The 14105-nt window shown below is 33.1% G+C and carries 13 protein-coding genes; 1 reads left to right on the top strand and 12 read right to left on the bottom strand.

Annotation, left to right across the window (positions count from 1 at the left end):
* Nucleotide 1: 1 nt before the first annotated feature.
* The 5 genes from G4L40_RS11945 to G4L40_RS11925 all read right to left on the bottom strand — a co-directional run bounded on the left by G4L40_RS11945 (nt 2) and on the right by G4L40_RS11925 (nt 5831).
* Nucleotides 2–2236, bottom strand: coding sequence for a cation:proton antiporter (locus G4L40_RS11945; RefSeq protein WP_166237431.1), 2235 nt, complete (start codon nt 2234–2236; stop codon nt 2–4).
* Between the two features lie 119 nt (nt 2237–2355).
* Complete coding sequence (gene purB / locus G4L40_RS11940; protein WP_166237430.1) at nt 2356–3699, bottom strand: adenylosuccinate lyase; 1344 nt, start codon at nt 3697–3699, stop codon at nt 2356–2358.
* 74 nt (nt 3700–3773) lie between these two features.
* Complete coding sequence (locus tag G4L40_RS11935; RefSeq protein WP_166237429.1) at nt 3774–4463, bottom strand: SIR2 family NAD-dependent protein deacylase; 690 nt, start codon at nt 4461–4463, stop codon at nt 3774–3776.
* Nucleotides 4464–4522: 59 nt separating this feature from the next.
* The gene (locus tag G4L40_RS11930) at nt 4523–5308 is read right to left on the bottom strand and encodes an anti-sigma factor (protein ID WP_166237428.1); all 786 of its coding nucleotides are present in this window, start codon (nt 5306–5308) and stop codon (nt 4523–4525) included.
* A complete protein-coding gene (locus G4L40_RS11925) occupies nt 5301–5831 on the bottom strand; it encodes an RNA polymerase sigma factor (RefSeq protein ID WP_166237427.1) in 531 nt (176 codons plus the stop codon). Before G4L40_RS11925 ends, G4L40_RS11930 begins: the two co-directional genes overlap by 8 nt.
* 53 nt (nt 5832–5884) lie before the next feature.
* On the opposite strand from G4L40_RS11925, the gene G4L40_RS11920 reads away from it, so the two are divergent.
* On the top strand, nt 5885–6550 hold the full coding sequence (locus G4L40_RS11920; protein ID WP_166237426.1) for a TrmH family RNA methyltransferase: 666 nt from the start codon (nt 5885–5887) through the stop codon (nt 6548–6550).
* 3 nt (nt 6551–6553) lie between these two features.
* Here G4L40_RS11920 and G4L40_RS11915 read toward each other — a convergent pair whose 3' ends face one another.
* The 7 genes from G4L40_RS11915 to thrS form a co-directional block, all read right to left on the bottom strand.
* Nucleotides 6554–7324 carry a carboxypeptidase-like regulatory domain-containing protein gene (locus G4L40_RS11915; protein WP_166237425.1) on the bottom strand — a complete coding sequence of 257 codons (771 nt, stop codon included), beginning with the start codon at nt 7322–7324 and terminating at the stop codon, nt 6554–6556.
* An 87-nt stretch (nt 7325–7411) separates the two neighbouring features.
* Nucleotides 7412–9313 (bottom strand): DEAD/DEAH box helicase, encoded by a 1902-nt coding sequence (locus G4L40_RS11910; RefSeq protein WP_166237424.1) that lies wholly within the window; start codon nt 9311–9313, stop codon nt 7412–7414.
* 131 nt (nt 9314–9444) lie between these two features.
* Nucleotides 9445–10026, bottom strand: a complete 582-nt coding sequence (locus tag G4L40_RS11905) for a non-canonical purine NTP diphosphatase (protein ID WP_166237423.1) — start codon at nt 10024–10026, stop codon at nt 9445–9447.
* Nucleotides 10027–10110: 84 nt separating this feature from the next.
* Nucleotides 10111–10455 (bottom strand): 50S ribosomal protein L20, encoded by a 345-nt coding sequence (gene rplT / locus G4L40_RS11900; RefSeq protein ID WP_166237422.1) that lies wholly within the window; start codon nt 10453–10455, stop codon nt 10111–10113.
* Nucleotides 10456–10574: 119 nt separating this feature from the next.
* Nucleotides 10575–10772 (bottom strand): 50S ribosomal protein L35, encoded by a 198-nt coding sequence (gene rpmI, locus G4L40_RS11895; protein WP_026726127.1) that lies wholly within the window; start codon nt 10770–10772, stop codon nt 10575–10577.
* Between the two features lie 117 nt (nt 10773–10889).
* Nucleotides 10890–11441, bottom strand: a complete 552-nt coding sequence (gene infC / locus G4L40_RS11890) for a translation initiation factor IF-3 (RefSeq protein WP_288982376.1) — start codon at nt 11439–11441, stop codon at nt 10890–10892.
* A gap of 28 nt (nt 11442–11469) precedes the next feature.
* Entirely contained in the window at nt 11470–13410 is a 1941-nt protein-coding gene (thrS, locus tag G4L40_RS11885) for a threonine--tRNA ligase (protein ID WP_166237421.1), read from the bottom strand.
* Nucleotides 13411–14105 lie beyond the last annotated feature (695 nt).

The following is a 14105-nucleotide window of genomic DNA, read 5'->3' as shown; positions in this document are numbered from 1 at the left end:
TTTACCCTTTTAAAAATTCAGCAATTTTTTTCTTATCTCCAGCAATCCAAAGAATATCATCTGATTCTAAAATTAAATGTGATTCCGGATTTAAAATACGTTTTCCATTGCGCTCAATGCCTACGATAATACCATGAGTTTTTTCTCTAATTAAAGAATCACGTATACTTTTTCCAATACAAATTCTGTTTTTTAATTCTAGTTGTTGTAAAATGATTTCGTCTTCTGCCACAACTTCTGGAATGTCTATTTCATGCTTATCTAAGTAATTTTTAAAAGCTACAACCTGTTCGTCAGTGCCAATAACGCTAATTTCATCACCTGGAAATAACCTTTCGGTTCGAATAGGGATATTTATGGTAATTTCACCACGTTTTATTGCTGCAATATTTATCCCAAATTGTTCTCTTATTTTTAATTCTTCCAATGTTTTGCCTGCTATATTGGATTCTATTGCAATATAAAAATTAGCCATGTGTCCATCCCAAGGCGATAAAACATTTTGTCTTTTATTTGGTTTTGATAATTCTCTTCCATGGAAATTTCGCAAAAAATGCGATTCAATTTTATTATAAAAGGAATGTAATTTTTTAGGAAATAAAACATAACTGATAATTGCAATAACTAAAGCTATTAGAGCAATTCCTGGAGAAAAAAACGTATTTAATATGAATCCAATATAAAATAAAGTTAATACAATTCTGAAAAATACTAAAACAATTATTGGTCCTTGATATTTTCTAACTTGCATTAATTCTTGTACTTGTTTTACTGCAACTCTTCGCAATGATAACGCCCATAAAAATGGTGATAGTATAATTAGTGTTATCAATGCAGCAAATGCATTTCCAAACCTTGAATCCTGAACCAGAGGCAAAATATATTTTGATGAAAGTATAATAATGGCAACAATTATTATGGAATGAAGAATCACTTGTGTTAAATAGGAGCGAAGTACAATTTGCCAATTGCTAACCGATTTTATCGCTTCAGTATTTGCGCTATAACGCTCAATTTTTTTAACCCAGCGCCTTGGTAATTTTTTTTCTAAATAGATTGAAAATGGTGTCGATAACTTTACCATAAATGGCGTTGTAAAAGTTGTTATAGCTGAAACAGCCACCACAATAGGATATAAGAAATCACTTGTAACATTTAGCGTCATTCCTAGAGTTGCTATGATGAATGAAAATTCACCTATTTGAGATAAACTCATTCCAGTTTGTATAGACTGTTTTAAAGGTTGTCCAGAAAGTAATGCGCCAATAGTAGAACTTAATGATTGACCAACGATAACCACAACTGTTAATATTCCTACAGGAATTGCATATTTAGCTAACATTTCTGGATCAATTAGCATTCCAACTGATACAAAAAAAACAGCTCCAAATAAATCTTTTACGGGTTTTACCAAATGTTCAATGTGTTCGGCTTGTGTAGTTTCGGCAATAATTGAACCCATAATGAAGGCGCCAAGAGCAGGCGAGAAGCCAACATTTGCAGCAAAAAGAACCATTAATAAACACAAAGCCAATGAAACAATTAGTAACATTTCGTCTGTTAAAAGATGTTTGGCTTTTTTGAGAAGTGTAGGAATAAAGAAAATTCCTGCAACAAACCATATCGTTAAAAAGAAGATTAATTTTAAAACCGATTTTAGTAATTCACCACCCGAAAATTGTTGACTTACTGCTACTGTTGATAATAAAACCATCATTAAAATGGCTAAAATATCCTGAACAATTAAAGCTCCAATTACATTTCCGGCGAACTTTTGTGTTTTTACTCCTAATTCGTCAAAAGTTTTCAGAATTATTGTAGTTGATGAAATGGATAAAATGACACCTAAAAATAAGCTGTTCATTTTACCCCAATCCATTAATTGACCAATGAAATAGCCTAAAACGACCATTCCAATTATTTGGGTGATAGCTGTTATGGATGCCGTTCCACCAACCTTCATAAGTTTTTTGAAACTAAATTCGAGCCCTAAACTGAATAAAAGAAATATAACACCAATTTCTGCCCAAACTTTGACACTGTTCATGTCTTTAACTGTTGGAAAAAAATCAAACTCACTTCCTGCCAAAAAACCAGCAACTAAATAACCAAGAACTAAAGGTTGTTTTAATATTCTGAATAATAAAACTGCAATAGCAGCTGTGACAAGAATTAATCCTAAATCACTTATTAAATCAGGTAAATGGACGGTGGAAGTGTTTAATGGAATTGGCATATAATTGATTTTTTACTAAAATAGTGAAAATGGTTTGGTTTTCAAAATTATGAAAATATAAAATCTCGTTAAAATTACTTCTAACGAGATTCTTAAAATGTATCTTATTTTTGAAGAAATTAAATCCCCAAATAATTACTCGGTGTAATTTGCATTAACTCCGCTCTAACTTCTTCAGAAACGTTTAATGTTCCTATGAAATTATGAATTGCTTCTTTGTTAATTACAGTATTCGTTCTGGTTAAATCTTTTAAAGCTTCGTATGGATTTGGATAGCCTTCACGACGTAAAATCGTTTGAATTGCCTCTGCCACAACCGCCCAGTTTTTCTCTAAATCTTCTGCGAATTTGTCTTCGTTTAATAACAATTTGTTTAATCCTTTTAAAGTGGCTTCAAAAGCAATTAACGTGTGTCCCATTGGAACTCCAATATTACGTAAAACCGTACTATCTGTTAAATCGCGTTGTAATCTTGAAAGTGGTAATTTTGCTGATAAATGTTCGAAAATCGCATTCGCAATTCCTAAATTTCCTTCTGAATTTTCAAAATCAATCGGATTAACTTTGTGTGGCATCGCTGAAGAACCAATTTCTCCTGCTTTGATTTTTTGTTTGAAATAATCCATAGAAACATACGTCCAAATGTCTCTATCCAAGTCGATTAAAATTGTATTGATACGTTTTAAAGCATCAAAAAAGGCTGCAAAATGGTCGTAATGTTCTATTTGTGTTGTTGGAAACGAATGGTGTAATCCCAAACTATTTTCTACGAAATCGGTTCCGAATTTTTTCCAATCCGTGTTTGGATACGCTACTTTGTGAGCGTTGTAATTTCCAGTTGCTCCACCAAATTTAGCTGCAAAAGGTACGTTGAATAACAAACGCATTTGCTCTTCTAAACGTTCTACGAAAACTAAAATTTCTTTTCCTAAGCGAGTAGGAGAGGCTGGCTGTCCGTGAGTTCTAGCTAACATTGGAACGTTTTGCCATTCCATTGCTAATTCTTTCAATTTTGCAATTACGCTTACTAAACCTGGTAAATATACATTTTCAAACGCTTCTTTTGTAGAAAGTGGAATCGCTGTATTGTTGATATCTTGAGAAGTCAATCCGAAATGAATAAACTCTTTAAATTCTTGTAATCCTAAACTATCGAATTTCGATTTAATGAAATATTCCACCGCTTTAACATCGTGATTCGTTGTTTTTTCGGTTTCTTTAATCCAAAGTGCATCTTCGGTAGAAAAGTTTTTGTAAATCGCTCTTAAAGAATCGTAAATCGATTTGTCAATTTTGGCTAATTGAGGTAAATCAGCTTCGCGCAAAGCAATAAAATATTCAACCTCTACCAAAACGCGGTATTTAATTAAGGCTTCTTCAGAAAAATAAGGAGATAATGAAATAGTTTTGCTTCTATAACGACCATCAATTGGCGAAATAGCATTTAATTCTGTTAATTGCATTTTGTTGTGTGTTGTTTAAAGAAGTGCAAATTTAGTAATTAGTGATTAGTTATTAGTAATTAGTTTCGAGTTTTTTAATTTAAATTTAAAAGTTCTTCTTTTACAATTTTCATTCCTTCAACTGCGGTTAGAGGTAAGATTTTCAATTCATTTGGTAAATCATAAATCGTGGCTGGATTTGGATCGATGTAATACACGGGAACATTTTGGTCAACATAATTCATTAATCCTGCTGCAGGATAGACTTGTAATGAAGTTCCGATAATGATTAAAATATCAGCGGTTTCTACAATATCAATGGCATGTTCAATCATTGGAACATCTTCGCCAAACCAAATAATATGTGGTCGTAATTGATTGCCTTCTAAATCAAAATCGCCTAGATTTAAATCGTGTTTCCAATCGATTACGAAATTTTCGTTTGAAATGCTTCTCACTTTTAATAATTCTCCATGTAAATGGATGACTTTGTTGCTTCCAGCTCTTTCGTGTAAATCGTCAACGTTTTGCGTAATGATATGAATGTCAAAATGTTCTTCTAATTCGGATAAAATTTCGTGAGCTTTGTTTGGTTTTACGGTTAAAAGTTGAGCTCTTCGTTTGTTGTAAAAGTCTAATACCAATTCTGGATTTTTTTTCCAGCCAACGGGTGAAGCCACTTCCATAATATCGTGACCTTCCCACAAACCATCTGCATCTCGGAATGTTTTTATGCCACTTTCGGCACTAATTCCAGCTCCTGTTAATACTACAATTTTTTTCATTTTTCTATTCTTTTGCAATTTTTATGAAAATAAAATGCGTCTGTGTAGACGCATTTTAATTATACTTTTCCTAAGGTATAAAGTTGTTCCATTGTAGGTCCGGCACTTCCACCGGCTGGTTCCAATGTAATTCCAAAAGCTTGTGCTTCATTTGCATTTTCTACTTTAATTACTTTTGTAGTACTTGTAGCGTATGAATCAAGCAATCCAATACTCGTAGGTGTTAAAACAGGTTCTAATTTTAAAGCCCATACTTGATATACCATTCCTTCTGGAGGAGTTGGTAAACCAGAAGCATCGATATATACTTCTTTTGTGTTTTTGTTGTAATATGCTTTTGCATAAGCATTAGGAGCTACTTGTTGTCCAGCTAAAGCTACAGCAACATTACTTGTATCTCTTAAAATAGCTAAAACTTGTTCAGATTCTTTCTTTTTCAGTTCTAAATCTACCATTGATTTTTGAAGATTATTTTTTTCAATTGATAATGTTTCAACTGCTTTATTCGATTCATTTAATTTATAAAATTGAATTCCCATTCCTAAAACAAATACAGCAGCGGCTACCCAACCTATGTATTGTGTTACAACATTTTTAGGTTTCATTTGAATCACATTTTGTTTTTCTAACAATTGATTTCTAATTTTTTCAAAATTTGTAGCTGATAAATGTGGTGCAACACCATATGATAAATTAATTACAGCTTTTTCAATAGCTTTAATTTCTTCTTTTATTTCAGGATACTGATTTGCCATTTGGTTAACTTCCGCAATTTCTTCATAGGAAAGTTTTCCAAATACATATAATTCTAATATACCTGATTCTATATATTCTCTACTATTCATTGATTAATAGTCTTAATTCGTTCATACAATTTCTATTTTGAGTTTTAACAGTACCTAAAGGAATTTCCAATTCATCAGAGGCTTCTTGTTGTGTATATCCTTTAAAAAAAAGCAAATCAATGATTTGAATGCATTTTGGTTTTAATTTCTTTATAAACTCCTTAATGCCTATCGCATCTATTTGGTTGATAGTTTTTGAGTTATCGTCAAGTATATGTACGAAATTATCGCTTGATAAGTTTTTTTGATTGTTGTTAAAGCTTTTTGAGCGCAATTTGTCAATAGATGTATTACGTGCAATATTTAACATCCAAGTATATAAACGACCTTTTGATTCGTTATATGTATCAATGTTTTTCCATATTTTGACAAACACTTCTTGAAGCACATCTTCAGCTTCTTCTCGATCTTTAATAAGTGTAAAAATTATACCGTACAAACTCTTGGAATAATTATCGTAGAGTAGGGTAAACGACCTATCATCTTTTTTTAATAATAAAGGAATTAGTTCTTCTTGTGTCATGCAATTTTATTTTTTCACTAAAATAATAAAAAAAGTAGTATTATTTTTGTTGCATGAAAAATAATGTAAAAGAGTTATTAGCATATTTAGAGGGATTCATTACAGAAAATCGAAAAGAAGGTTTTTTAAGAGTTTTGAAAAATAGAACCAAACATTTTACGATTGCAATTGAAGATGTTTATCAATTGCACAATACCAGCGCTGTAATGCGTAGTTGTGAGGTTTTTGGAATTCAAGAATTGAATGTAATTGAAGAAAAATTTGGTAAACGAATAGACACTGAAATAGCAATGGGAGCCCAAAAATGGGTTGATGTAAATCGATTTAATTCGGTACAAAGTTGTATCAATGAGTTAAAAGGTCAAGGCTATCAAATTATTGCCACAACTCCTCATAATGATTCATGTATGTTGCATGAGTTTGATATTTCTAAACCTTCGGCCTTATTTTTTGGCACTGAAAGAAATGGTTTATCAGAGGAAGTTATTCAACAAGCCGATGGTTTTTTGAAAATACCAATGGTAGGTTATACGGAAAGTTTGAATATTTCTGTTTCAGCAGCAATTATTATTCAAGACGTTACTAACCGCTTGAGACAATCAGAAATCAATTGGCAATTGACTGAAGATGAAGTGTTAGATAAACGTTTAGATTGGACAAGAAAATCAATAAAAGATATTGAATTTATAGAAAAGAAATTTTATGAAATAAAAGAATAAGAATTACTTATTTTTTTTCAATATTTTATATTCTTCATAACATAAACTTATGGCATCCATGATTTGTAAATCATTTGCTGTTTGAATAAAATATTCTGAATAATTGCAATTTTCTAAAATTTGAGGAATATCATCTTTATCAATTTCTAATAGAGCAGCAAGCGTTTCTCTATCAAATTTAGTGGCTAAAAGATTTCTGACAGTATCGTCTTTTTTCATTTCTTTTAGTTTTTTCATTTCTGCGGGTCTTTTTCCAAAGACATTATATAGTAAGTCAGCAGGATTAAATATTGAACCGATTACTCTTGAGACGGCTCCGGGAGATTTATCACCAGCTTCATAACCTGCATTGAGTCCAGAAATGCTATATCGATAGCCGTCAGCAGCTACAGGTATTAATTCTGTATCTACTTCAACATATCCAGTAAGTTCATATTGTCTAACGATTACTTCGTCTAAGACATAAGCTTTTTCTGTTAGGTAAATCTTAGTAGGATTGTTTTTAATCCAATCGTTAGTTACTTTTACTTTTACAGTTTCATATCCAATATATGAAAACAAAAGCGTATCATTCAGTTTTGTAGCAATTTCAAAAGTACCGCTTCCAGATGTAGATGTTCCAATAACGCGCGTTGCATTGATAACATTTACATTACTAAGTGGAAGTTTAGTCTCATTATTGATGACGGTTCCTTTTATAGTAACTAAAGAATCATTTTGTGCAAACACAAAAGAAGTAATGATTGAAAAAAGAAAAACTGTAAAATATTTCATTAGCTGTATAATTAAGTCAAAAATACAAATCAAATGATGATATTCTACAGTTTTTAGTAATTTTATAAGAAAATTAACGATTTTGTGTTAACTTCTTCTTGGTCTTCTTGGTCTTGATGAATCTCCAGCACTTTCAGCACGTCTTGGAGCTCTGTCAGAAAATCCGCCTTCTCTTCTTGGAGCAGAACTACTTCTCTCACCTCTAAATCCACTATCTCTTCCACCTTCTCTTCTTGGAGCCGAACCTCTGTCGCTTCTGAAACCTCCGTCTCTTCCGCCTTCTCTTCTTGGAGCCGAACCGCTTCTGTCACCTCTAAACCCGCCTTCGCGTCTTCCGCCACCAGAATTTCTTCCGTTGTGATCGCGTCTTCCGCCACCGTCGTTTTTAGAAATTTCAACGTTGATTCTACGACCATTCATGTCATATCCATTAAGAACAGACATTACTTTGTCTGTATGTTCACCATCAGTATTAAAGAATGAGAAACCTTCTTTTACGTCTACTTTAAATACGTCGTCTCTGCCTAATTCAACAGTTTCTTTTATAAAATCTTTCAACTGCATCCAATCGAAATCGTCTCTTGCACCAATGTTGATGAAATAACGAACTGGATCACCAGCTCTAATTTCTCTTGGTTCAGAACTTCTTTCTCTATCATTACTTCTTTCACCTGTAATATCACGTTTAGATTTGTAGTAATTGATAAATCTATTGAATTCTACAGAAACCATTTTTTTGATTAATTCTTCTTTAGATAATCCATCTAAAACTTCGTTAATAGCTGGTAAATAGTTGTCTATTTCATGATCAACTTCTGTATCTTTAATTTTGTTTGCCAAGTGTAATAACTGAATTTCGCAGATTTCAATTCCAGAAGGAATTGTTTTTTCTTGAAATTTTTGTTGAATTATACGCTCAATTGAGTGTATTTTTCTGATTTCACTTTTGGTAATGATAACAATTGAAGTACCTAATTTTCCAGCTCTACCAGTTCTTCCAGAACGGTGATTGTATGTTTCAATTTCGTCTGGCAATTGATAGTTTACTACGTGAGTTACATTATCAACGTCAATTCCACGAGCAGCAACGTCAGTAGCAACAAGCATTTGGATTTGACGTCCTCTGAATGATTTCATCACACCATCACGTTGTGCTTGCGATAAATCTCCGTGTAATGCAGCTGCATTATAACCATCTTCAATTAATTTTTCAGCTACAGCTTGCGTATCCCTTTTAGTTCTACAAAATACAACCGAGAAAATATCTGGGTTGGCATCTGCTAAACGTTTTAAGGCTTCGTAGCGATCACGTGCATTAACAACATAAAATTCGTGAGAAACAGTTGCTGAACCAGAATTTTTACTTCCAACAGTAATTTCTTTTGGTTCTGCCATAAATTGTTTTGCAATACGAGCTACTTCAGCTGGCATAGTTGCAGAGAATAACCATGTGTTTTTCTCGTCTGGTGTGTCCGATAAAATGGAACAAATGTCGTCGTAGAATCCCATATTTAACATTTCATCCGCCTCATCTAAGATACAAAAATCAATGTTTTTAATGTTTACAAGACCTCTATTAATCATGTCTTGCATTCTACCTGGTGTTGCCACAATGATTTGTGCACCACGTTTAACCTCTCTAGCTTGTTCTGTAATGCTTGCACCACCATAAACAGCCACGGTATGTAACCCTTTTATGTACTTTGAGTATAATTTAATCTCGTTGGTGATTTGTAAGCATAATTCACGTGTTGGCGATAAAATTAATGCTTGTGTATTTCTATTTTCAGCATCAATTTTTTGAATTAGCGGGAAACCAAAAGCTGCGGTTTTCCCTGTACCTGTTTGCGCTAGGGCAACTAAATCTGTGTTTTGTTCCAATAGTACTGGAATCGCTTTTTCTTGCACTTCTGACGGATTCTCAAATCCTAGATCTTTAATCGCCAGCAGTAGCGACTCATTCAATCCTAATTGTTCAAATTTATTCATATAATATTTTAAATTGGGTGCAAAGGTACAGTTTAAATACTACATAAACTAATTTGTTACTAATTGATTTTCAATTTGTTAATTATTTTTTAGAAATGTTATTTTTTAAAAAAAGGATTTTTTGAATTAAATCAGTCGTTTTTTTCTTCTAAAAATTTGATGAGTTGTTTTACTGCTTTTCCTCTGTGGCTAATGGTTGATTTTTCTTGTAAAGTTAGTTCAGCGAAGGTTTTCTCATAATTATCAGCAATAAAAATGGGGTCATATCCAAATCCATTTGTACCAATTTTTTCTGTGATAATTTTGCCATTAATTATTCCTGTAAAAAGAAATTGTTTTCCTTCATAATTAAGTGCTATTACTGTTTTAAAATTTGCCTTCCTATTGGTTTTGTTTGTAAGATTTAGTAACAATTTATCAATGTTTTTTTCATCATCTTTTGGTTCTCCTGCGTATCTTGCAGAATATACTCCTGGAGCTCCATCAAGCGCATCTACTTCTAATCCTGAATCATCAGCGAAGCAGTTTAGCCCAAATTTTTCAGTTACATAATTTGCCTTTAGTATTGCATTTCCTTCAATTGTATCAGCAGTTTCTGGTATGTCTTCAAAGCAGCTAATGTCTTCTAGGCTAACTATTTGAAAGGTTGAAGGAACTAATGCTTGAATTTCTTTAATTTTATTTTTATTGTTAGAAGCAAATACGAGTTTCATATGTTAAAAAATTAAGTTATAAATAAAAAACCCCGACATAATCGGGGTTTGATATATAAGTAAGATAAACTGAGTTAGACGTAATTATTTAATTTTGTTAACGATAGCTGTGAAAGCAGCTGGGTGGTTCATAGCTAAATCTGCAAGAACTTTACGGTTCAATTCGATGTTGTTAGCTTTAGCTTTACCCATAAATTGAGAATAACTCATGCCATGTAAACGTGCACCAGCATTGATACGCGTAATCCATAAAGCACGGAAATTTCTTTTATTTTGTTTTCTATCACGGTAAGCATAAACCATTGCTTTTTCTACCGCGTTTTTAGCTACAGTCCAAACGTTTTTACGTCTTCCAAAGAAACCTTTGGCTTGTTTTAATACTCTTTTTTTACGAGCTTTTGATGCTACTGAATTTGTTGCTCTTGGCATAATTTTAAATGTTTTTTGCAGTAAGGCGATCTTTCGATTCTTCTAAATTCTAAACTCAAAATTCTGAATTTAAAACAGCCCACTCCAGGGTTACTAAATTGTTTTAACCAAACAACGAATTAAATAATATTCAATTGTTGTTTAATGCTTCTCTCATCTGTTGGGTGAACCAAAGTAGAATGAGTTAAAGCTAATTTACGCTTTTTAGATTTTTTAGTCAAAATGTGACTTTTAAAAGCGTGTTTTCTTTTGATTTTTCCAGAACCAGTAACTTTGAATCGTTTCTTAGCACTAGATTTCGTTTTCATTTTAGGCATTTTCTTCCTGTATTTATAATCTATCTTACTTATTATTTTTAATGTAGGATTACTAGGTAATCACTATTTATATAGTTTAGCAACTAATCACTAATTACTTGTCACTTATCACTAAAACTATTTCCCTTTCTTTTTAGGAGCGATGTACATAATCATACGTTTTCCTTCTAAAACTGGCATGGCTTCAACTTTACCATATTCTTCCAATTCTTGTGCTAAACGTAATAATAAAATTTGTCCTTGCTCTTTATAGATAATTGAACGTCCTTTAAAGAATACAAATGCTTTTAATTTAGCACCATCTTGTAAAAATTTCAACGCATTTTTTTTCTTAAATTCATAATCATGCTCATCTGTTTGAGGTCCAAAACGAATCTCTTTAATTACGATTTGAGTTGATTTTGCTTTTAATTCTTTATCTCTCTTCTTTTGTTGGTACAAAAATTTACCATAATCCATCAATTTACAAACTGGCGGTTCAGCATTTGGAGAAATTTCTACCAAATCAACTTCTTGCTCTTCAGCTAATCGAAGTGCATCGGCTATTTTGTAAACTCCTGGTTCAATATTTTCACCTACTAAACGTACTTCAGCAACACGTATTAAATTGTTTATACGGTGCGCTGCTTTTTTCTCTTCTCGAGGTTGAAAACCTCTGTTGTTTCTAATTGCTATGGCTTTATTATTTTAGTTAAACTTAAAATTGTTTTAATGTTTTATTGATTTCTTCGTTTATCATTGCTGCAAACTGCTCAATAGTAACCGATATATTTCCTTTTCCTTCTTGTCCGCGTTGTCTCACAGAAATGGTTCCGTTTTTTTCTTCTTCCTCGCCAACAATCAGCATAAACGGGTATTTGTTCATCTCCGCTTCTCTAATTTTCTTACCGATTGTTTCGTTTCGGTTGTCAATTAGGGCGCGAATTTCGTGATTTTCTAGCAAATCTAAAACTTTTTTTGCATAATTTTCATATTTCTCGCTCAAAGACAAGATTATAGCTTGCTCAGGCATCAACCAAATTGGAAAATTTCCTGCTGTGTGTTCCAATAAAATTGCGATAAAACGTTCCATCGAACCAAAAGGCGCTCGGTGAATCATAACAGGGCGATGTAACTTGTCATCTGCACCTTTATAAGACAATTCAAAACGCTCTGGTAAATTGTAATCTACCTGAATGGTACCTAATTGCCAACTTCTGCCTAAAGCATCTTTTACCATAAAATCCAATTTCGGACCATAGAAAGCCGCTTCGCCAGCTTCAATCACATAATTCAATCCTTTATCTTTCGCGGCACTGATAATCGCATTTTCTGCTTTTTCCCAGTTTTCAACGCTACCTATATATTTATCCGGATTATCTAAATCACGAACCGAAACCTGAGCCGTAAAGTTTTCAAATCCTAATGAACCAAAAACGTACAATACTAAGTCGATTACATTTTTGAACTCAGTATCTAATTGATCAGGCGTACAGAAAATATGCGCATCATCTTGAGTAAATCCTCTAACACGAGTCAATCCATGCAATTCACCTGATTGCTCATAACGATATACGGTTCCAAATTCAGCATAACGCTTTGGTAAATCTTTGTATGACCAAGGTCTTGCATTGTAAATTTCACAGTGGTGTGGACAGTTCATTGGTTTTAACAAGAACTCTTCGCCTTCCGCTGGTGTATGAATCGGTTGGAAACTATCCGCACCATATTTAGCATAGTGTCCAGAAGTTACATACAAGTCTTTCATCCCAATATGAGGCGTAACTACTTGCTCGTAACCTGCTTTCTTCTGTGCTTTTTTCAAGAATTGCTCTAATCTATCGCGCAAAGCAGCACCTTTTGGTAACCATAAAGGTAAACCTTGCCCTACTTTTTGTGAAAAATGAAACAATTCTAATTCTTTTCCTAATTTTCTATGATCGCGGCGTTTTGCTTCTTCTAATAATTCTAAGTAATCCGTTAAGTCTTTTTGTTTCGGGAACGAAATTCCGTAAACACGAGTTAACTGCTTGTTTTTTTCATCACCTCTCCAGTAAGCACCCGCTACCGATAAAATTTTCATCGCTTTGATAATTCCTGTATTAGGAATATGTCCACCACGACACAAATCAAAGAAATTCGAATGATCACAGAACGTAATCGTTCCGTCTTCTAAGTTCGAAATCAATTCGGTTTTGTACTCATTATTTTTATAAACCTCCAATGCTTCCGCTTTTGAAACCGGACGCATTTTAAATTCATGTTTCTCTCTCGAAATTTCTAACACACGATCTTCAATTTTTTTGAAATCAGCATCCGTAATTTTTTTATCACCAAAATCCACGTCGTAATAAAAACCATTATCAATTGCAGGTCCAAGTGTTAATTTAATTCCAGGAAAAATTTCTTCCAAAGCTTGCGCCATCACGTGCGAAGTCGAATGCCAAAAAGCTTTTTTGCCCTCTTTGTCATTCCACGTATATAATATAAGTGTACCGTCCGTCGTTAAGGTCGTCGTCGTTTCAATAGTGGTACCATTGTAGGAAGCCGAAATCACGTTTCTAGCCAATCCTTCACTAATGCTTTTCGCAACATCCATTGGAGTAACTCCTTGAGCCATCTCCTTAACCGACCCGTCGGGTAAAGTAACTTTTATCATTTTTTAAAATTTATAAGCTGCAAATATAGTAGAATAATAAAATCCATACAATATATATAAGGCATAATATTGAAAAAGATTAGCAGCACACATTCCGCATTCCATAAAACTATCCATCCCGCTGTCCACTATATCTTTTACAAACCTGATGGGTTTATAAAAGGATGCCGCTCTCATCGGGGCTAAGCAAGACGTATCGTATTCTATATTACCATTTCACTGGCTCGCACCGCGAGCACAAATCCCTCTCAAAATGAGTTGTCCTTCCGAAGCATAGGAATCTTTTGCGCAGCAGGCTACGGCTTAACTCAGTTAAGCTCACAACTAAAAATTTAACAACACCTATATATATGTAGAAAGAATTCCCCTTCGAAGGGAGATAGAGGGATGTAACTGCAATATTTGAAAACTTCACTATTCAAAATTCGTTAATCTTCATTCAACATTCAAACAAGCAAATACCCTATAAAAGCATTCCCTCTTTGAAGGGGGCTATGGGGATGTAAAAAACTTTCTTGTATTAAATCCTTGTTATCAGTGAGTTAAGAAAAACATCAGAAAAAAGGCAAAAAAAAGATTACAAAAGGCTTGTGGATAAAGAAAAGATTTCTACTTTTGCACCCGCATTAGAGCAGAAGTTCATACACAAACTGGGAGATTAAACAAATCAAAAAAACTTTAAAAAAAGTCAAAAA

The organism is Flavobacterium celericrescens (assembly GCF_011392075.1).
Lineage (GTDB): Bacteria > Bacteroidota > Bacteroidia > Flavobacteriales > Flavobacteriaceae > Flavobacterium > Flavobacterium celericrescens.
Note: the sequence above shows the minus strand (reverse complement) of the source record. Positions and strands in the feature narration are given on the sequence as shown.

Bases quoted from the DNA above. Each gene is read 5' to 3' on its own strand.
- purB (WP_166237430.1), bottom strand. From the start codon at position 3,699: ATGCAATTAACAGAATTAAATGCTATTTCGCCAATTGATGGTCGTTAT.
- rpmI (WP_026726127.1), bottom strand. From the start codon at position 10,772: ATGCCTAAAATGAAAACGAAATCTAGTGCTAAGAAACGATTCAAAGTT.
- thrS (WP_166237421.1), bottom strand. From the start codon at position 13,410: ATGATAAAAGTTACTTTACCCGACGGGTCGGTTAAGGAGATGGCTCAA.
- G4L40_RS11920 (WP_166237426.1), top strand. From the start codon at position 5,885: ATGAAAAATAATGTAAAAGAGTTATTAGCATATTTAGAGGGATTCATT.
- G4L40_RS11945 (WP_166237431.1), bottom strand. From the start codon at position 2,236: ATGCCAATTCCATTAAACACTTCCACCGTCCATTTACCTGATTTAATA.
- G4L40_RS11930 (WP_166237428.1), bottom strand. From the start codon at position 5,308: ATGAATAGTAGAGAATATATAGAATCAGGTATATTAGAATTATATGTA.
- rplT (WP_166237422.1), bottom strand. From the start codon at position 10,455: ATGCCAAGAGCAACAAATTCAGTAGCATCAAAAGCTCGTAAAAAAAGA.
- G4L40_RS11905 (WP_166237423.1), bottom strand. From the start codon at position 10,026: ATGAAACTCGTATTTGCTTCTAACAATAAAAATAAAATTAAAGAAATT.
- G4L40_RS11915 (WP_166237425.1), bottom strand. From the start codon at position 7,324: ATGAAATATTTTACAGTTTTTCTTTTTTCAATCATTACTTCTTTTGTG.
- G4L40_RS11910 (WP_166237424.1), bottom strand. From the start codon at position 9,313: ATGAATAAATTTGAACAATTAGGATTGAATGAGTCGCTACTGCTGGCG.
- G4L40_RS11935 (WP_166237429.1), bottom strand. From the start codon at position 4,463: ATGAAAAAAATTGTAGTATTAACAGGAGCTGGAATTAGTGCCGAAAGT.
- G4L40_RS11925 (WP_166237427.1), bottom strand. From the start codon at position 5,831: ATGACACAAGAAGAACTAATTCCTTTATTATTAAAAAAAGATGATAGG.